Source organism: Geothrix oryzae, assembly GCF_030295385.1.
In the GTDB taxonomy this organism is placed as follows: Bacteria; Acidobacteriota; Holophagae; order Holophagales; family Holophagaceae; genus Geothrix; species Geothrix oryzae.
The window spans coordinates 565,463-584,046 of sequence record NZ_AP027079.1; the positions used below are offsets into that span (position 1 = coordinate 565,463).

Below are 18,584 nucleotides of genomic sequence, written 5' to 3' on the forward strand. Positions count from 1 at the left end.
GCGCTGACCGAAGCCGAGGAAGCAGGGAGTTGAGAGAGAGCAGAAGGCAATGCAGACGGGGTCCGAGTTGAGCGGAGGGTTAGGTGCGTGGACGCAGGACGGAGCGAGACAATATGCAGGTTTGTTTCAGAATCGAATACCGGCATAGGCCCCAATTTGAGACTTTGGCGCGAGAGATTTGACTAGTTGAAGCCCATCACTTGTAGAGGAAAGTGCTGCTGCGAGTTCTAGCCCAACGAAAGGTTTAATAACTGGGGTTGGGAAAGCCATGCCAATGTTGGCCCGGATCCATGGGCGGGCGTAGGAAGCATTGTTCGAGGCCAGGCTCTGTTTCTCGAAATGCATTTCCATGCCCACGCCCACGGCAGCTACTGCCTTGAAGTTAACCATCACGCCCACAGAAGTGTGAGAGGCCTGATAGTCAAGAGGGCCAGAGTCAGTAGGGGCTTGACCTGGAACCGAAGTGCCTTGGGTGATGATTCGGGCAGTGGTGGTGACGGATGGCTGGTAGCCGGCAGTTAGCTGGAGCATGGCAGGCCCAAGATCTATTACCGAATAGCCAAGATGTGCTGCATAGACAGTCTTCTTGGCGCATGACCCATTCGTCGTCAAACCAGGCATTGAATTTGAGAAAGAGTTGTAGGACTGGCTGCCTGCAAAAACGCCTAATTCCCAGGTCTGTGCCGAGAGGGGAGCGAGAAGGAACAAAGGCAAGACAACGGTGCTGATCTTCATGAGTATTTCCTAAATGGGGTGGGTGGGAACGATGGAGAGCACCTAACGAATGTGGCTAACCGGCCCTGCCTGCACCGAGACGCTGGACGAAGCCGAGATAGCGAGATGTTGAGAGAGAGCGAAAGGCAATGCAGGCGGGGTCCGAGTTGAGCTGAAGGCTAGGCAGCCGACTATGGGAGTTTGCGGATGAGATCTGGAAGTAGTGCGCACAGGGCACCGACTAGTACCCAAAGAACACGAAGGATTGTGTCTCCAATCTTGTAACCGAAGCTTTCTTTCCTGAGAAAATCGGACCACTGTGCAAGAGCAGACGCGCCTGCCGGAGTTAAAACGATGGCATTAACAATTGCCACCGGCCCACCGAAGGTGATGCGTGCGTCTGATAGAAGCCCTTCGTCCATAAGTTCTTTTATGATTCTGTGTTCAGTGCCAGTCGTTTCATGTAACGACGGCAGAATTTCTTTCGATGCTCTGTGCAAAATTTGAACATATGCAGCGAGTGTGATCGGCTGTTTCTCGGAAATCGTTGGAGAAACTTTCGTTGAAGCAGCGTCATCCGAGTGGCTTTGCGGAGTGCTGTTGTTCATATTTTTCCTGGGTGGGGGAAATGCCTAACGAATGAAGCTAACCGGCCGCGCCTGCACCGAGGCGCTGAGCGGAGCCGAGGAAGCAAGAAGTTGAGAGAGAGCGAAAGGCAATGCAGGCGGGGTCCGAGTTGAGCTGAGGGTTAGGCTGTGAAGTGCGTCAAGTTTGATTAATGTTTTTTAATAAAATAAATTACAGTTATAACATTGGTAATGATTGATAGAAGGAATAAAAGCCTATACATCGCTGCAGCTTTAATTTGCTCATCGGTTGAAGTCTTCAATTGATAGTTTTCATTTTCAAGTTGAGTGACTTTAAATTTTAATGACTCAACATCGCTAGCCTTTTTGGTTTTGTACATATCTGCGGCAGTACTGCCACCCGCGACGATCCATGGGAGAAATTTGAGTAGAAGCGCAGGCCAGGCCATTAGTTCTCCTTGTGGGTTTAGTGATCAAGGCTATTGATTGAAGGTTAGAGAGAATGCTGAAAATTGTGACAATACAAATTCGGAGCGTGATTGGTCTTAACAGAGCCTAACGAATGAAGCTAACCGGACCCGCCTGCGCCGAGGCGCTGAACGGAGCCGAGAAAGCGTGATGCTGAGAGAGAACTGAAGGCAATGCAGGCGGGGTCCGAGTTGAGCTAAGGGTTAGGCCAGCACCGATGCAGACCAGAAATCGAATGAATGGTCTTACTACGCATGTTTGTAGTCGCTTAACTTGACGTATTGAACACCCTTCATGGCCTTTTCCAGGTAGGCGTTAAGACGTAGCGATAGTGCCACAAATTCATAGAGGGAACTGCCAGGGATGCCGCAGTTGTTCGGAGATATGTCAGACGTGATGGCATTTTGAACACAAGTAAAGAAGTAACAATTGCGTATATCGGTCAAAATACGCAGGTGATCGGCTTCGAGGTAAGGAACGTAGCATAAAAGGGCATCTACAGCTTGCACGGATCGCGACCTGTAGTCGTAGATGACTTCCATCCAAGTGCAGGGCGTAATCGGATTGGTCCTTTTTATAGCCGGGCCAGGGCGCTCGCGATCAATTTTGGACCACGCTTGATCGATCTCTTCTTTGCTTGATTGCATCGATAGCGGTATACCAGTCTCATTGCTGATATCTCGTAAAAGGAAGAGGGCTCTCACGCATATTTGTGAGGACTGACTTGCGATGAATGGAGCCAATAGACGCCTATCTCGTTTGATTGGCAAGTAAGCCACTAAAAGATAGATGAAATACCCAGGAACAAAAGACACTGCAAGCCAGTAGAGCGAATCGAGAAGTCGATACGAGATTGACGTGCTCGCAGGTAGCCAGACTTTAAGTAATATCAAGAACGATGAGGCAATGAACCCAAGAAGCAGAGCACGCTCTTTATTGATCAAGTGCATCTCCTTGGTGGATTGTGATGGCCTAACGAATGAAGCTAACCGGACCTATCGCTGCGGGACACGGCTGCTGAGTTGTTTGAGGACACTAGCGCGCAGCGATAGGGTCCGAGTTGAGCGGAGGGTTAGGCGCGGGCCTGGTCATTGGATTTTGACACTTGAGGGGACTTGGCGGCGTTCGATGTAGCCAGAACCCTTTTTGTCAGGGGTTTTGGCGTTGAAGTGGAACTTGATGTAAGGGCGATCGCCATCGTTGGGGTGAAACTCGGTTGTGAGGTAGACACGCTCTTCTTCAGTGAGCTCACGGACGGACCCATCTTCATTCACATAGACGAACTTGAATCCGTCCTCGGTTGGGCGCCGAGACCGAGTGATGAATTTGTATCCAACCCACACCGCCAGAATTGCGGCAATGACTTCGGTGGTGATTTGAAGGGGTTGGTTCATGGCGTTTTCACAGGCGCCTAACGAATGAAGCTAAGCGGCCCCGCCTGCATCGAGGCGATGGGCGGAGCTGAGATAGCTAAATGCTGAGAGAGAGCGGAAGACAATGCAGGCGGGGTCCGACTTGAGCGGAGGGTTAGGCTGCAGACGGTTCATTGGAATCCCTGCGCCTGGGGAAGAAACCAACTGCGAAGAGCAAAGTATGACCAAGTGTGACGAGAATGATGGTGCCCCATTGGATTGGTGCTATCACATACTGCAAGCCATACATTTCTAGGGCGAAGTCTGCCAGGGTTGCGCCTGCAACTAGCCCTAGATATTCGTTCCGAGACGGCGGGCGTTTCTCCCTGCGAAGAAAAAAGGCGTTGATGAGAAGAACCGAGCCAACGATGACCAGGATGTTGCTCATTGAAGGTGGTGTGATCTCTAGAGTTTGAATGACAAGCCCAACAATAAACATAAGAACGAAGTACAAAACAGCGAAGAGGCCGATGTATCTTAAGGTCAAGAAGCGCTTGTTCACGATGAGTGGCCTAACGAATGAAGCTAACCGGCCCGACCTGCTGCGGAGCGATGAACGGGGCCGAGAAAGCGGAACCATGAGAGAGGAAACCAGCCCGTGCAGGTTGGGTCCGAGTTGAGCGAGAGGTTAGGTTACTCCTCACTTGAAGAGCTCCATTTCTTGGAAATCAAACAGGTGCTTGAATTCTGGAGTCATTTTCCATCGGCGCTTGGTGATTTCTAAATATAGATAAGAGCGATTGGCTACATAGGTCTCTCGTTTTCCATTGTCCAGATGAATATCAATGACTAATCGGATATCTGAAGGCACCTCTGTCGTTGCTTCCATTTGTAGAAGTGCCAACCTTTCAAGAACTCTTGCGACATCCCACGGTTCCCTGACAGAGAGACGATAACTCGGCCGAGACCTAATCTCTTCTGCCGAGAGTGAGTGGCTTGTCATGGTCATCCACGGCATTGATGAAATTGTGATTCCTTTTTCCTTCGTGCCGTTGACTTGGCTCTGGCCTACCAGATGAGACGAACATAGGGCCAGCGTAAGGAGGAGGAACCTAATATGCATCAGAGGCAACCTAACGAATGAAGCTAACCGGCCCCCGCCTGCATCGAGACGCTGAACGGAGCCGAGAAAGCGAGAAGTTGAGAGAGAACGGAAGGCAATGCAGGCGGGGTCCGAGTTGAGCTAGGGGTTAGGCGGGTTCGCTACCTGCGTCGACTGGTTCTTTGAAGTCGACATGGATCTTGATTTCAAACATGTGTAAGCATGAGCGGTATTTCTTTTTCCCTTTAGGCGAGCCCTCGTAGCCTTCGCAGCGCTTAGTGTCGCTCCAATCTGTAACTCGACCCGCCACCATATCGTGAAGAATCCATCCAAGCTCGACGCCGCCGCCGTAACAAATTGAAGCGCTGCAATTCACAGCGTGACGAAAACTTGTCTCTGTATACACGCGATGTGAAATCGGTTCAGCATGCCCGAAATCTTTTTCAATGATGTCAATTCGCAATTTCGAAATTGATGGGTAGGCTTGATCAAATGATGATGCTTTCTGAGCAAATACATACTCAGTTTTATTGATGATATCGGATAGTTTTTCCCTGGTTTCGCGACTCACTGTGACTCCTTATCAGAAACGCCTAACGAATGAAGCTAACCGGACCCGCCTGCGCCGAGGCGACAAGCGGAGCCGAGGAAGCGAGATGAAGAGAAAGAACGGAAGGCAATGCAGGCGGGGTCCGAGTTGAGCGTGGGGTTAGGTCCCGGTAGGCTTACCCAAATCATTTATGGAGCATGATTATTATCTTCATTTGTTAATTCAATCAATGCCTCGGCCGCTCCTTCGACCCTTTGATCCGCCGCCTTTTTAAACCACTTCTTTGCCTGACCAAGATCCCTGGGTACACCTTTCCCCTGCTTGTACATCAAGGCAAGGGCGTTTTGCGCGGGGCCCCAACCTAAATCAGCAGCCCGTTGCAGCCATTTAACCGCTTCAAAATCGTTCTGTACCACTCCAAGCCCTTGCTCATACATACAACCAATATTGCTATTGGCGATTGGATGATTTTTCTTGGCAGCCATTCGGTACCAATAGAGAGCCTTATTATAATCCTGGGCCACTCCTTTGCCGTGTTCGTACATCGTCCCCAGATTGTTCTGGGCCTTTTCATTCCCCTGTTGGGCCGCCATGTGATACCACTTCACAGCTTCTGAATAATTTTGTTGTGTCCCGAGTCCTAGTTCATACATCCTGGCAAGATTGAATTGACCTAGTACTGCGCCCTGGGCAGCGGATTTATGATACCAATTTGTTGCTTTAGAATGATCTTTGAGACCTCCGCGGCCACTTTCGTACATCACCCCGAGATCGTTCGCGGCTTCTGCATGGCCTTGCTCTGCAGCCTTGCTGTACCAGATAACGGCCTCGATATCACTCTGGTTTACGCCTAGCCCATTGAAATACATCGCTCCAAGTTTGTTCTGGGCATCCGCATAGCCTTGCTCCGCTGACTTGCGGAACCAGTAACAGGCTTCAGCATTACTTTCCTCAACGCCTTGGCCTCTGAAATACATCAAACCGACTACGAATTGAGCTTTCTGATCCCCCTGTTTGGCTCGAATGAGATATGTAGGAAAGGAATTTACAATTTCTGGATTCGAAAGACATCCAGCGAGAATGACAACCAGGCAAATCCAAAGATGCTTCATGGAGCCTACCTAACGAATGAAGCTAAGCGGCCGCGCCTGCACTGAGGCGCTGAACGAAGCCGAGATAGCAAGATGTTGAGAGAGAGGGGAAGGCAATGCAGGCGGGGTCCGACTTGAGCGAGAGGTTAGGCGCTGGGCTGAGTTTATAGCCATTGCAGTGACGCCGATTCACAGGCGAAGAAGAAAGTAGTGTTGATATCGGTGCTGTAAAGGTAATAAGTAGGATTCTCTGGGTTGGGATCAGGCAGAGGAATGCTGCATATGTAATCGTCAGGAAGTCTCCTAACATCGATACTCAAAGATTCCTTGGACAGTGGAAACTCACTTGGGTCGGTTGGCTGCGAAATCCAGAACCCGAGATTGATGAGCCGTACCTCGGCGCGTTGGTATTTCTCTCTCTCATCGTGCACATGGGAGCCCAAGTTCCCGGTCCAGATATCCAGTGTCAGCCTCACCTCATGATTGATTAGGTCGAACGTCAGTTCTCTTAGCTCGGAATCATGGAGCCCGTTTGGCAGAGTTATTAAGAGTTCAGCGAGAGTCATGGGGTTCGTCTTGGTGGGCGCCTAACGAATGAAGCTAACCGGGCCCCGCCTGCACCGAGGCGCTGAGTGAAGCCGAGGTAGCAAGAAGTTGAGAGAGAGCGAAAGACAGTGCAGGCGGGGTCCGAGTTGAGCTAAGGGTTAGGGCGACTGGTTGACTAGAAAATGGACTCATCACCCGTATTGCGTTTGAGGCGAAGTAGAAATGAATTGAGGAATGGCATATTAGGTGCGGGGATAACCTTCGGAGGCGGATTCACCCCATTCTCGATTACTTCAAGGCTAGAGGAAACGAAGACTGCCGGTGGAAGGTTAAAAAGGCCATTACCGTCCACTCCGCTCGCCTGCCAGGTTTCGGTGATTACCCACCGTCCCCTTTCGTCTGGACAAATCAGATAGGTGACCAGTGAGGGTGCGCCTTCCTTTGAAATGCCTCGAACTTGGGCGATACCCCGTTTACGAGTAATCCAGTGCTGCCAGATGAAGCCTCGAAAGTTAGCCATTCCCGATGCAGTGGCTGATGGAAGTTCCGGGTTGGTTGCGAAGGTGTCGAATGCGGCTTGGGCCAAGCAAGGGGCACAAGTAATCACGATTGAGAGCGGGAGTCGAAGTCGCGGCCTTGGCAAGAATTTCTCCTAAGGCAAATCGTGGGTTGGAGCCCTAACGAATGGAGCTAACCTGACCCGCCGGCACCGAGGCGCTGAACGAAGTCGAGATAGTGAGATGCTGAGAGAGAACGAAAGGCAATGGAGGCGGGGTCCGAGTTGAGCTGAGGGTTAGACCGTTTGCATGAAATGACAATCAATTTACTCTGTTTTTGCGAAAGTATGAAATAAGCCAATTTAAAATAATCCAAAGTCCAATTACTATAGCTATAAGTGCACAAATTTCAAGAAGTAAGAAGTCGAACTTGCCTGGCCTCGCCTGCCAAAGAAGAGAGATGAATGCTATGGAAAAAAAGGATGTTAAACAACCATCTCCTTTTACATCGGACTTATATGGAGTTGAAAGGGAATAATTAAATTTCCAGCGGTACCCACTTCCGAAAAACAAATCTATCAATCCAGAGAACAAAAATATTCCAGGAATGACCAAGGAGATAGCACGGACAATTGGCACGAACTCAGGTGGGAGTGGGAATCCGCCTTCCAATCCCGAGGTCATGCGATCACCTTTCACAGCTGAAGATGTTTTGGCGCGTATTGAAACGGCCTAACGAATGAAGCTAACCGGCCACGCCTGCACCGAGGCGCTGAACAGAGCCGAGGAAGCGAGATGTTGAGAGAGAGCGAAAGGCAATGCAGGCGGGGTCCGAGTTGAGCGGAGGGTTAGGCATTCGGGCCAGAAGGTTTGACCATCAGTCGTGTTTCCCAATTAATGTGATTGGAAAGACCATCTAAATCCGGGAAAAGGCTTACCTGGTTGACTCCATAATCGTTAAGCATTGTTAGGATCTCCGGTTTCTGCTCCTTTCTGATTCCGAGCCTAGCCAGATTTGAATGTTCGGTCCAAATCATGTGGGGTTTATCCTCAATCTCGGCAGTCGGAGGGCCATGAAGGGTGAATGCACCTTTCTGATTTAGGATCCGCGGAGCAATGGCCCGTGGGATGTAAGCGACACCAACGACGGTGGCATCTAAAGGAAGCGCATCTTCTTTGACGAACCTATCGGGGTCGTAAAGGTATACAGCGCCATCTACATCGTTGTGCTCACAACACGCAAAATACAATGCCACCAATGGATTTGATGTCCAATCCAGCAACCTGGTAGCTAAGCCATGATGCTGGGCCATTGCCAGACATTCCCAATCGTTCTGTGGGAGCGAATCAAAATAGGCAGCAGCAGAAAATCGCCAATGACTAAATCTCCCCAAATCTCGATTATCAGGAAGAAAATTCTCAGGGCGCCCTGCCTTTGGTAGAAGCGGCCATGAAATATCTGCTTGCCCACGAAACCACCAACCTCCAGGAGGATGGGAACGATACGCCCGGAAGAATTTGTGGATATCGACCGTTTCGTTGAGGTAGTGAGTGTCCATATTGGAATGCCTAACGAATGAAGCTAACCGGCACCGCCTGCGACGAGACGACGAACGGAGCCGAGGAAGCGAAATGCTGAGAGAGAACGGAGGGCAATGCAGGCGGGGTCCGAGTTGAGCGCAGGGTTAGAGCCGACTCGCCTTAAGGCTCAGGGTCGTCATTTCCTAAAGCGAGGTCCAGTGCATAGGATGGAATCGAAAGTGTTTCGATCTGAACACCAAAACCCTTTTCAAACATCAGGTCGACCATGGAATCACCATCGACTAAAATTATTGGAACAGCCCCTCGTTTGATGGATGCGGCAATAGCTCCTTCAGAGAAGGATGCTGTGGTGAAGAATAAGCCTTGTTCGAAATCTCCTTGGGCGGCACCCCGAAATTTGTCAATCTCGGGCCTCTGAATATTCCCCTTTGTCCATCTTTTACACTGAAAGGCGACATTTAAATTCGCCAGACCGACTTTCAATTTGCCGTAGCCATCAATACCACCATCGCCCGATATTTGAGTCACTTTCGTATCATGAAAACCGTAAACATCGAGAAGGCGCTTGGCAAAAAGCTCAAAGGCTGATGGCGACATTTTTTTTAGGTCATTCAGAATTTTCTTTTTCAATTCAGAGACATATTTACCGTGTAATACCTGAAGGTCGCGAAGACTTGAAGCGTGCGGAGGTACATTCTTCGGTGGCATTTTGGTTGGCTTCAATTCGGCTTTGCGAGACTTGGGCTGCAGTCGGACAGCATTTGGCAGAGGCTCATATCGATTCTCGCCGACAAGCCGGAAGTGTTTTGTTGTAGCTGCGCTTGGGAAATCGATGCCTTCGCAGTGGCGCCGAATCTGACTCCGGACGACATGTTCTGGGTTGTCTGCGTGAAATTCGTAAAGCTTGGCCTCTAGAATTGCGCGATAGGCCTCTTCGGCGGTCATTGGGGAGGCTTTCGCACGCATGACTTCTACAATCGCTTCAGTAATGGTCATATGTGGTGCTCCTGGAGGCTCTAACGAATGGGGCTAACCGGCCACGCCTGCACCGAGACGGTGAACGGAGCCGAGGAAGCAGGGAGATGAGAGGAGACGGAAGACAATGCAGGCGGGGTCCGAGTTGAGCGGAGGGTTAGGCCGACCGGATTTGTTCGATTGTTGATGCCACCAGTTTATCAATCAGTTCGTCGGCAGTGCGAAAATCGCCATCTTCGCCTACAAAGTAGTTGTGCTCGCCTACGACTTGAGCCCCGACCGAGTAGATAAGCACATCTACCTCGGTGCCTGGAATTGAAGCCTGAAGATAGAGCCCCCTCTTGCCCTTTGGCTGGAAATCTAGGTGCACGCCTGCCTGGTTCAGGCGCTCAACAGCCAGCAATTGAAACCCAGTAATTCCATCCGAATTGGGCACCTGAAGAGGTTCAAACGAGGCCCGATGATCGATCGTCCACTGGCGATTCTCTCGGAGCCAGTTGAAGAATCGACTGATCATTGGAGGCCTAACGAATGAAGCTAACCAGCCCCGCCTGAACCGAGGCGACGAGCGAAGCCGAGGAAGCGAAACGATGAGAGAGAGCGGAAAGCAATGCAGGCGGGGTCCGAGTTGAGCTAAGGGTTAGGCCGATCGTGGACTTTGGTTTTTGGCTGTAAATGGATTCTGCGCTCTTTGCCCATAGAGTGCTCTTCAGTAGTGAGGCGGTATTTTCGGTAAATACCATGCTTGAGGAAATTAGAGATTATTGGCACCAGGGCGGCAAGGGCTTGAATATCTTCCCAAATAGGCATGATTTCTGGCCTGGCCTGCATGTAATCGACCTGGATCAGAGGACTCCAGCCCTTGCATTGACTAAGTCGCTTCCATAAATCCGAATAGCAGTTTGGAGGAGTAGAGGTGAAAACGATCTCAATGGCCGTTTGGGCTGAAACGATGGAATCAAGCTCCTGGTAGAAGCTATTCAGCTCGGAGAAGGTAATGGTGTTTGCCATGATGCCGAAGGTGGATCCCTTGGTTGAGGCCTAACGAATGAAGCTAACCGGCCACGCCTGCACCGAGGCGCTGAACGGAGCCGAGGAAGCGAGAAACTGAGAGAGAACGGAAGGCAATGCAGGCGGGGTCCGAGTTGAGCGAGAGGTTAGGCCGGAACGACCCTTGGATTGTTGGGGCCAATTTCAATGGCAATGTCAGTGCCCCCACGCGGGGATGAAAGCAACTGCACCTTATAGATGTATGCCTTGCCACAGCCAGTGACAGTCCACTCTTCCTTGACAACTGAGTTCCCTTGCGTGCCCTTTGCCTCAATCACCCTGGCTGAAGTCGGTTTGGCATCAGTGCAACCAGGGAATTTGATTCGTTGGAACATCATCACATTGGAAACAATGTCCCGTTGGAGTTTTGTATCGGCCGAGGTTTTGAACGGCCCACTCGGAGTGCTGGTTGGTGAGTTACAGCCGAATGAAATGGCCAGCGCAACAGGAAGAAGAATTCGGAGGTTCATCTGGACTCCTTGTGGGGCCTAACGAATGAAGCTAAGCGGCCCCGCCTGCACCGAGGCGATGGGCGGAGCCGGGATAGCGAAATGATGAGAGAGAACGGAAGGCAATGCAGGCGGGGTCCGACTTGAGCAGAGGGTTAGGTGGCTCGGTGTGAATGACCGGTAAGCTGAAGCGCATTGAAACCAACACCACGGAGTTTGTGCTGAATTACGAAATCGCGAAAGCGATCCGAGCATATGGTGAGTCGAAACGCACCTGCACCACTTCCGAACCATTCTGCGGATTGAAACAGGTCTGGAGCACTAGGAAGGTCAGAGTGATTTAGAACGATCTCCGTGGGGGGATGCGATTTGATTTGTCCGCAGAAGGGTGCTTCTGGGGGATAGCGTTTGACACCAGGACAATCGAATTGGGATTCCTCGTTGTTGGGAACACAGGTCACTTTGGGTAATTGCGATACTTCAACTGATGGGCTGATTGTCTGGATACAGAGCTGGCGGTAATTCGACGATATCGCGTTGGAACGATGTTCAATGACTGGTTGAAATGAAATGGCAGTGAAGCCCTCTTTGAGAAGTAGGATTTCGACTTCAGGGTGAAGTAGGAAAAGATCAAACACCCAATTGGGCTGAATGAAATGTGAGTGAACAGCCATTGAGGTAGAGCGGAGCCGAATCGGATTCGATTGGTGTCCATGGATTCCACAGCGCTGGCAGACAGAGTCGTACATTTCCAGGTCGTACGAATCCTCCGGTTGTGGGTAGCCATGGTGCCCTTTGGCGAACATTTGGTACCAGGTCACGGGGACTCCGAAATACGGCTGGTAGTGCCACCTAACGAATGAAGCTAACCGGACCCGCATGCACCGAGGCGCTACACGAAGCCGAGGAAGCGAGAAGCTGAGAGAGAGCGGAAGGCAATGCAGGCGGGGTCCGAGTTGAGCGGAGGGTTAGGCAGCCTGGGCACAAGGCGCAGATTGACTTACTCAATGTCATTATCCCACTGAACAGCGACCAGCCTGTCATTCGTGAATGCAAACGAGACAGTCTGGGAATAGGGATCGCCGCATTCGTACTCAATAATGTCTGGGCCTGAGGTAGAGGGTTTCCCCAGAATTAGAGCGATTGACTCTCTTGTGGCGCCGATCTTGATCCCAAAGGGCAGGACGTACTTTGAGGAGGTAAGTTCTAGAGTACGGAGGATGTTTCGTTTCTCTGGAACTACTCGGTAATACTTCAGCTTGATGTATGGGTATTCAAGAGTATGCCATTCGTCGATCTGGCCTTCGACATGGAGGTTCTCGACCATCTCAACAACATGCTTGCTTGGCTTGCCTTTGAGCCCTCGGAATAGCCGCTCACCATATGCCACTACCTTTGTTGCTTTAGCTAAATCCATTTCTTTGGGTTGTGCCCCATAAGCTATCGAAGCGATGGTGGTCATCACTGTGAGAAGAACGCCGTGTAAACGGGTGTTCATGGGCAGCCTAACGAAATGAGCTAACCGGACCCACCTGCGCCGAGGCGCTGAACGGAGCCGAGGAAGCGAGAAGCTGAGAGAGAGCGGGAGGCCGTGCAGGTGGGGTCCGAGTTGAGCGCCGGGTTAGGCCGCTCATTGTTGGGCATTGAGAATGATGAGCCCGCACTTGGTACATCGCCAGCCTTGGAGGTACGACATTGAGGGCATTGAAATATCTACGAGGATTTCCCCCGTCTGGAGCATTCTCGCCAAAACACTTGGCTCCTTTAAAGACCATTGGACTGGGCCGGTTGGCGAAGAAAGAAAGCCGTGGTCCATGTGAGCCGAGCAGGCAGGACAGGATTCGAATAATTGATTCATGCATGAGGCCTAACGAATTAAGCTAAGCGGCCACGCCTGCACCGAGGCGATGAGCGGAGCCGCGATAGCGAATTGCTGAGAGAGAGCGGAAGGCAATGCAGGCGGGGTCCGACTTGAGCGAGAGGTTAGGCGTTTCATCGAAGGTTGATCTTGAATGGCCCATTCAAATGATACTTTTCGTAGTGATCTATTGAACTATCTTGTCGATAGTTTGGAACCTCAAGCGAAATATCCATTGCACGCCCTCTGATTGAAATACTGCCTTTCAGACCAGATTGCGGGAAGTCTGTTTTGCCGCGCTCATAGGTAAGAATGATCTGTTCAGCTGAGAATTCCCCCTCAATGGCTGACAGGTAGATCCAGTCGCTATCCACAAACTTTCTTGGCTTCATTGTCGGTTCGCACGGCCCGCCGTAGTCTTGTCCAGAGTAGCGAAGCTCAATCTCATATTTGTTCACACCGATTTTCCGAACCTGAGCCACTCGTTTAGGAGCAGCCGCAAGAGCTGGAGCGAAGAGGACCGAGATAGCCAGTAGGATCGCTGATGGTTTCACGCAAACGCCTAACGAATGAAGCTAACCGGACCCGCCTGCACCGAAGCGCTGAGCGGAGCCGAGGAAGCGAGAAGCTGAGAGAGAACGAAAGGCAATGCAGGCGGGGTCCAGGTTGAGCGGAGGGTTAGGCGGGCTGGCCAGCACGATACCTACGCGCTAACCAAAGCCAAGCTAGGGCCAGAAGTGGTGCTGTAAGAATGGCAGAGCTCAAGGCTGAACCCCATGAATTGAGCGCATGAGATCTCATGGAGTCGCTGTGCACCAGTTCGGCAAGAGCAACACCAAGGATGCTGGTTAAAAAAGAGACAACAATTACGATTGGCAATGCCAGAAGGATAGGCCATGCCTTGAAGGATGACCTGTTGATGCGTATTCGGAGCAGGTTGACCAGTAGGAAGGAGAGAGGTAGCCAAACGGCAGCGAATGGAATTGTGCCGACGAAAAACCGGAGCAGTTTGATTGAAGAGTGGGAATCTCGTAGTGAATACAGGACTAGAACCTGTGTAACCAGGAGGGCGCCCAGCCAGGCCCAAAGTAGCCGCTGAGAGACCCGATCAGGAGCATCCTCGGGTGAGCCTTCATTTGGTGAGCGCTGTTCACTCATACAGACGCCTAACGAATGAAGCTAAGCGGCGCCGCCTGCGCCTTGGCGCTGAGCAGAGCCGAGATAGCGAAATGATGAGAGAGAACGGAAGGCAATGCAGGCGGGGTCCGACTTGAGCGAGAGGTTAGGCCGACCAAGCTCGGCAGATTAGAGAAGAATCATTAATGCCAAGCATGCCAGAACAACCAAGGATGTAAGGCCAAATAGAAGCCAGAACGATAGGCTCATCCAAAAACCAAAGGGTTGAGCAGCCCTGCTGAATTTGAGAGTGCCCAGGCGGACCTTGCCACTTGAGATTGCTCGCTTTAGGACCACTGGTGTCAATACGACAAACACTAGGAAACAAAGGGAGAAGCCCGCGATCTCAATCATTTTGCTCACGGTCTGATCTACTAGATGCATGGCGGCCTAACGAATGAAGCTAACCGGACCCGCCTGCGCCGAGGCGCTGAGCGAAGTCGAGGAAGCGGGAAGCTGAGAGAGAACGGAAGGCAATGCAGGCGGGGTCCGAGTTGAGCTAAGGGTTAGGCCGATCATTGTTGGGATTGAGAATAATCAGGCCGCATTTGGTGCAACGCCAACCATGGAGGTATGACACTGAGGGCATTGACACATCTACGAGGACTTCGCCCGTCTGAAGTAATCTCGCGAGAATGCCAGGCTCCTTTGAGGACCATTGAATAGGGCCAGTTGGCGAAGAAAGAAACCCGGCATCCACATGAGCAGAGCAGGCAGGACAAGATTCGAATGATTGGTTCATGAACGAGGCCTAACGAATGAAGCTAACCGGCCCCGCCTGCGCCGAGGCGATGAGCGGAGCCGAGGAAGCGGGACGAAGAGAAGGAGCGGAGGACAATGCAGGCGGGGTCCGAGTTGAGCTGGGGGTTAGGCAGCCTAGGAAGATCATTCTTCGGGTAGTTCTCGTATCGCCCGCTGAATATCTTGTTCAGCGTCGTCGAGTTCTCGCATTGCCCGGCGGATCTGGTATTCACCATTTGCCCCGGAATCGCTGCGGGCTTGCTGTAGCGCGCGCTTAGCATCGTCTATTGCGTTCAGGGCGTTGCGGAGCTTTGACTTTGATGACATAGATACCTCGGTGGGCGGCCTAACGAATGGGGCTAACCGGCACCGCCTGCACCGAGGCACTGAGCGAAGTCGGGGTAGCAAAATGTTGAGAGAGAGCGGAAGGCAATGCAGGCGGGGTCCGAGTTGAGCCGAGGGTTAGGTGTGATTCGATTTGCGAATACAATTTAGCCTTCCGCTAAGAGCTTGCAAAAGAAAATCATAGGAATGGATTTCAATATTGAGATTCTGGGCAAGCTGCCTTCTTCTCTGATTGGTTTCTGGATCTATGTTTGAGCGGCGGCCGATGAGAATGAGGCCTTTGATATTTGAGTCAATATCAGTTAGTGACAGGCCACTTTCAGTGCGTGGACGTGATGCATAGGCCTGATTGGATTTAAGCCAGGCCCGCCAATCAGTGATTTGGCGAATCGCGTGATTTAGAAATTGAGACGGATCGCCGTTCTTATTGAACATAGGTTTAATCGGGCTCTCCAGTTCAACGGCTTGCCATTCATACCCAATAGAGCTGCACTGACCAATAACAAAGTCAGTCACATGTTCTGCTCCGAGTTTCTGTTTCGGGATGACCCAGCGACCATGGCCACCACCGAGATGCTGGATTAAATGTAGGGGATTCGACTGGAGGAATTGCTGAATATCCTCCTCTCGCTTTGCTTCATCGAGTGCCTGCTGTAATGCTTCATGATCTTCTTGCGAGATGTCATCCCACCAGACGAAATGTTCGTTAAGTGGGTCTGATTTTTGAAGTTCCTCGAGTGACTCTTGACCGGACAGGAATCGCATCGGTGGCTCCATGGCGCCTAACTTTGAATTGGACGGTGGGGTTGGGGGGTGGGTGAGTACGCTTCGGGCCGGAGGCTTGGGGAGGGGGGAGGCTGTGCTTGGGGGAATGGGCGTACGGATGGGTGGACTTGACGGGCGAAAAAAAAGCGATAAATTGGGTCCAGTTCAGCAAATTGAAGGCGAGATTCGGGGGTCAGGTTAGCGCAATGGGCGGCCTGGGACGATCGGAGCGGGGCCATGGTTGAGGGGAATAGGCAGACCGGCGAAGGGCGGACCGTGGGGGTTGGGACCGCGCCCCGGTTCCTGGATCGGTTGCGGGAAAGCCTGCGCGTCCGGCACTACAGCCTGCGGACCGAGGACGCGTACCTGGACTGGGTGCGGCGGTTCATCCTCTTCCATGGCAAGCGGCATCCGAAGGACATGGGGGCCCCGGAGGTCCAGGCTTTCCTGAGCCACCTGGCGGTGGACCGGCGGGTATCGCCGTCGACGCAGAACCAGGCCAAGGCGGCCCTGCTCTTCCTCTACCGCCACCTGCTGGAGGTGGACTTGCCGTGGCTGGGCGAGGTGGTCCAGGCCCGGCGGCAGCCGCGCCTGCCGGTGGTACTCACGCCGGGGGAGGTGCGGGCGGTGCTCGATCAGATGGAAGGCGGCATGGCCCTGGTGGCGCAGGTGCTGTACGGCACGGGCATGCGGCTGATGGAGGGGCTGCGCCTCCGGGTGAAGGATGTGGAGTTCGAACGCCGGGAAATCGTGGTGAGGGACGGAAAGGGGGGCAAGGACCGGGTCACCATGCTGCCGGATCGCCTGACGGCGCCCCTCCGCGCGCATCTGGAGCGGGTACGCGCCCTCCATGACCGGGATCTGGCGGAGGGCTTCGGCGAGGTCGGGCTGCCGGACGCGCTGGCGGAAAAGGTCAGGACCGCCCCCCGGGCCTGGGGCTGGCAGTGGGTCTTCCCCTCGGCGCAGCGTTCGGTGGATCCCCGCTCCGGCCTGGTCCGCCGCCATCACCTCCATCCCGAGAGCGTGCAGAAGGCCGTGCGGCTGGCGGCCCGGGCCGCGGAGCTGGTCAAGCCCGTCACGCCCCATGTGTTGCGCCACAGCTTCGCCACCCACCTGCTCGCCGCGGGCCATGACATCCGCACCGTGCAGGAGCTGCTGGGCCACAAGGATGTGGCCACCACGATGATCTACACCCATGTGCTGAACCGCGGCGGGCGCGGCGTGGCAAGCCCGCTGGATGGGTTGTAAAAGATTTTTCTCAGTATTGGCGAGCCTCGGCCTGATCCACAGGTTTGAAAGCCGCCGCGATGGGCGCCATCGTTCGCTTCGTGGCGGTCTTTTCCGGCTGAAGCTTGCCGATCGGAAGGAGTAGCCTCGTCCCATGCACATGTCCGACCTGAGGTTCCGCAGGCTGGTGGACGAGGCGCTGGCGCTCGTGCCGGCGGAGTTCCGCCCCTACCTGGCGGGCGTCCCGGTGGTCATCGAGGACTGGGCGCCGGACGCCCTGCTGGATGACCTGGGTGTGCCGGAGGACGAGACGCTCTATGGCCTCTATTCGGGTCGGGCGCTGACGGAGGGGCGGGCGGAATCCGGCGAGCTGCCGCCCCGCATCACCATCTACCGCGGGCCGCTGCTGGAGGATTGCCGGGACGAGGACGAGCTGCGGGATGAGATCGCCACCACGGTCATCCATGAGATCGCCCACCACTTCGGCATCAGCGAGGAACGGCTGGAGGAGCTGGGCTGGGGGTGAGGCGGGCCAGGCTGGAGGCCGGCTAGGCCGATTTTTCCCGACCGCCGCCCTTCGGGTCCTCCGATATTCTGATCCACCGGTCGGCCGGGAAGATCAGGAGCCGCATGTTCAACCGCCTGTGGTCCACCCTCAAAGGCGCCTGGGCCAGCGTGGTGCTGGCGGTCAACGCGATGGGCATCTTCTCGGGGATGATCCCCGTGGCCCTGGTGAAGCTGGCGCTGCCCTTTGGCGCCGTACGGCGCGGGGCGGACCGCCTGCTCAACGGCCTGGCCGAGGGCTGGATCGCCGTGAACGGCTGGTGGATGGCCCTGGTGCAGCGCACCCGCTGGGAGGTGACGGGCCTGGAGGGCCTGCGCCGGAAGGGCTGGTATCTGGTGAGCAGCAACCATCAGAGCTGGGTGGACATCCTGGTGCTGCAGAAGGTCTTCCACCGGAAGGTGCCGTTCCTGAAGTTCTTCCTCAAGCGGCAGCTGCTCTTCGTGCCGGTGATGGGCCTGGCCTGGTGGGCCCTGGATTTCCCCTTCATGCGGCGGCGCAGCGGCAGCCGGTCCCAGGATCTGGCCACGGCCCGCAAGGCCTGCGAGAAGTTCCGCCAGATCCCCACCTCGGTGATGAACTTCCTGGAAGGCAGCCGCTTCAGCCGGGCCAAGCACGACCAGCAGCAATCGCCCTACCGGCATCTGCTGAAGCCCAAGGTGGGCGGGCTCGCCACGGCCCTCAGCGCCATGGGCGAGCGCTTCGACGCCCTGCTCGATGTCACCATCGTCTATCCCGAGGGCGTGCCCAGCTTCTGGGACCTGCTGTCGGGCCAGGTGAAGCGGGTGGTGGTGCGGGTGCGGGAGCTGAAGATCCCGACGGATCTGCTGACCGGCGACTACGAGGGCGATCCCGTCTTCCGCGCGCGCCTGCAGGCCTGGGTGCAGGAGCTGTGGGCGGAGAAGGACGCGCGCATCGAGGAGATCGTGCTGCAGGGGCAGTCGGCCCAGGCCTGACGATGGGCCTGACGATGGGCCTGACGACGGT

General features: G+C 53.8%; 22 protein-coding genes. 3 read left to right on the top strand and 19 right to left on the bottom strand.

From position 1 onward, the window contains the following. Positions 1-126: 126 nt before the first annotated feature. The 19 genes from QUD34_RS02585 to QUD34_RS02665 form a co-directional block, all read right to left on the bottom strand. Positions 127-735 carry a hypothetical protein gene (locus QUD34_RS02585; protein WP_286355031.1) on the bottom strand — a complete coding sequence of 203 codons (609 nt, stop codon included), beginning with the start codon at positions 733-735 and terminating at the stop codon, positions 127-129. A 170-nt stretch (positions 736-905) separates the two neighbouring features. After that, positions 906-1,322: a hypothetical protein gene (locus QUD34_RS02590; RefSeq protein WP_286355032.1), complete on the bottom strand. Its 417-nt coding sequence runs from the start codon at positions 1,320-1,322 to the stop codon at positions 906-908. A 167-nt stretch (positions 1,323-1,489) separates the two neighbouring features. Beyond that, the gene (locus tag QUD34_RS02595) at positions 1,490-1,750 is read right to left on the bottom strand and encodes a hypothetical protein (protein ID WP_286355033.1); all 261 of its coding nucleotides are present in this window, start codon (positions 1,748-1,750) and stop codon (positions 1,490-1,492) included. Between the two features lie 267 nt (positions 1,751-2,017). Further along, positions 2,018-2,713 (bottom strand): hypothetical protein, encoded by a 696-nt coding sequence (locus QUD34_RS02600; RefSeq protein ID WP_286355034.1) that lies wholly within the window; start codon positions 2,711-2,713, stop codon positions 2,018-2,020. Between the two features lie 144 nt (positions 2,714-2,857). Further along, positions 2,858-3,163: a hypothetical protein gene (locus QUD34_RS02605; protein WP_286355035.1), complete on the bottom strand. Its 306-nt coding sequence runs from the start codon at positions 3,161-3,163 to the stop codon at positions 2,858-2,860. A gap of 133 nt (positions 3,164-3,296) precedes the next feature. Next, positions 3,297-3,683 (bottom strand): ABZJ_00895 family protein, encoded by a 387-nt coding sequence (locus QUD34_RS02610; protein ID WP_286355036.1) that lies wholly within the window; start codon positions 3,681-3,683, stop codon positions 3,297-3,299. A 688-nt stretch (positions 3,684-4,371) separates the two neighbouring features. Continuing rightward, positions 4,372-4,794: a hypothetical protein gene (locus QUD34_RS02615; protein ID WP_286355037.1), complete on the bottom strand. Its 423-nt coding sequence runs from the start codon at positions 4,792-4,794 to the stop codon at positions 4,372-4,374. Between the two features lie 167 nt (positions 4,795-4,961). Further along, positions 4,962-5,885: an SEL1-like repeat protein gene (locus tag QUD34_RS02620; protein WP_286355038.1), complete on the bottom strand. Its 924-nt coding sequence runs from the start codon at positions 5,883-5,885 to the stop codon at positions 4,962-4,964. Positions 5,886-7,755: 1,870 nt separating this feature from the next. Beyond that, positions 7,756-8,466 carry an FRG domain-containing protein gene (locus QUD34_RS02625; RefSeq protein WP_286355039.1) on the bottom strand — a complete coding sequence of 237 codons (711 nt, stop codon included), beginning with the start codon at positions 8,464-8,466 and terminating at the stop codon, positions 7,756-7,758. 142 nt (positions 8,467-8,608) lie between these two features. Next, positions 8,609-9,445 (bottom strand): restriction endonuclease, encoded by an 837-nt coding sequence (locus QUD34_RS02630; RefSeq protein WP_286355040.1) that lies wholly within the window; start codon positions 9,443-9,445, stop codon positions 8,609-8,611. 136 nt (positions 9,446-9,581) lie between these two features. Next, positions 9,582-9,941 carry a hypothetical protein gene (locus QUD34_RS02635; protein ID WP_286355041.1) on the bottom strand — a complete coding sequence of 120 codons (360 nt, stop codon included), beginning with the start codon at positions 9,939-9,941 and terminating at the stop codon, positions 9,582-9,584. Between the two features lie 116 nt (positions 9,942-10,057). Continuing rightward, positions 10,058-10,435, bottom strand: coding sequence for a hypothetical protein (locus QUD34_RS02640; protein ID WP_286355042.1), 378 nt, complete (start codon positions 10,433-10,435; stop codon positions 10,058-10,060). A 146-nt stretch (positions 10,436-10,581) separates the two neighbouring features. Then, the gene (locus QUD34_RS02645) at positions 10,582-10,944 is read right to left on the bottom strand and encodes a hypothetical protein (RefSeq protein WP_286355043.1); all 363 of its coding nucleotides are present in this window, start codon (positions 10,942-10,944) and stop codon (positions 10,582-10,584) included. 134 nt (positions 10,945-11,078) lie between these two features. Beyond that, a complete protein-coding gene (locus QUD34_RS02650) occupies positions 11,079-11,744 on the bottom strand; it encodes a hypothetical protein (protein ID WP_286355044.1) in 666 nt (221 codons plus the stop codon). A 179-nt stretch (positions 11,745-11,923) separates the two neighbouring features. Then, positions 11,924-12,385 (bottom strand): hypothetical protein, encoded by a 462-nt coding sequence (locus QUD34_RS02655; protein ID WP_286355045.1) that lies wholly within the window; start codon positions 12,383-12,385, stop codon positions 11,924-11,926. 168 nt (positions 12,386-12,553) lie between these two features. After that, entirely contained in the window at positions 12,554-12,781 is a 228-nt protein-coding gene (locus QUD34_RS15125) for a PF20097 family protein (protein ID WP_375379995.1), read from the bottom strand. A 134-nt stretch (positions 12,782-12,915) separates the two neighbouring features. Then, positions 12,916-13,335: a hypothetical protein gene (locus QUD34_RS02660; RefSeq protein ID WP_286355046.1), complete on the bottom strand. Its 420-nt coding sequence runs from the start codon at positions 13,333-13,335 to the stop codon at positions 12,916-12,918. A 1,121-nt stretch (positions 13,336-14,456) separates the two neighbouring features. Continuing rightward, positions 14,457-14,699, bottom strand: a complete 243-nt coding sequence (locus QUD34_RS15130) for a PF20097 family protein (protein WP_375379996.1) — start codon at positions 14,697-14,699, stop codon at positions 14,457-14,459. Between the two features lie 461 nt (positions 14,700-15,160). Beyond that, positions 15,161-15,808: a Shedu anti-phage system protein SduA domain-containing protein gene (locus QUD34_RS02665; RefSeq protein ID WP_286355047.1), complete on the bottom strand. Its 648-nt coding sequence runs from the start codon at positions 15,806-15,808 to the stop codon at positions 15,161-15,163. A 237-nt stretch (positions 15,809-16,045) separates the two neighbouring features. Between QUD34_RS02665 and QUD34_RS02670 the strand changes: the two genes are divergently transcribed. The 3 genes from QUD34_RS02670 (at position 16,046) to yihG (ending at position 18,553) form a co-directional block, all read left to right on the top strand. Further along, positions 16,046-17,056: an integron integrase gene (locus QUD34_RS02670; protein WP_286355048.1), complete on the top strand. Its 1,011-nt coding sequence runs from the start codon at positions 16,046-16,048 to the stop codon at positions 17,054-17,056. Positions 17,057-17,189: 133 nt separating this feature from the next. Next, positions 17,190-17,561, top strand: coding sequence for a metallopeptidase family protein (locus tag QUD34_RS02675; RefSeq protein WP_286355049.1), 372 nt, complete (start codon positions 17,190-17,192; stop codon positions 17,559-17,561). Positions 17,562-17,665: 104 nt separating this feature from the next. Beyond that, positions 17,666-18,553, top strand: coding sequence for a 1-acylglycerol-3-phosphate O-acyltransferase, YihG family (gene yihG / locus QUD34_RS02680; RefSeq protein WP_286355050.1), 888 nt, complete (start codon positions 17,666-17,668; stop codon positions 18,551-18,553). Positions 18,554-18,584 lie beyond the last annotated feature (31 nt).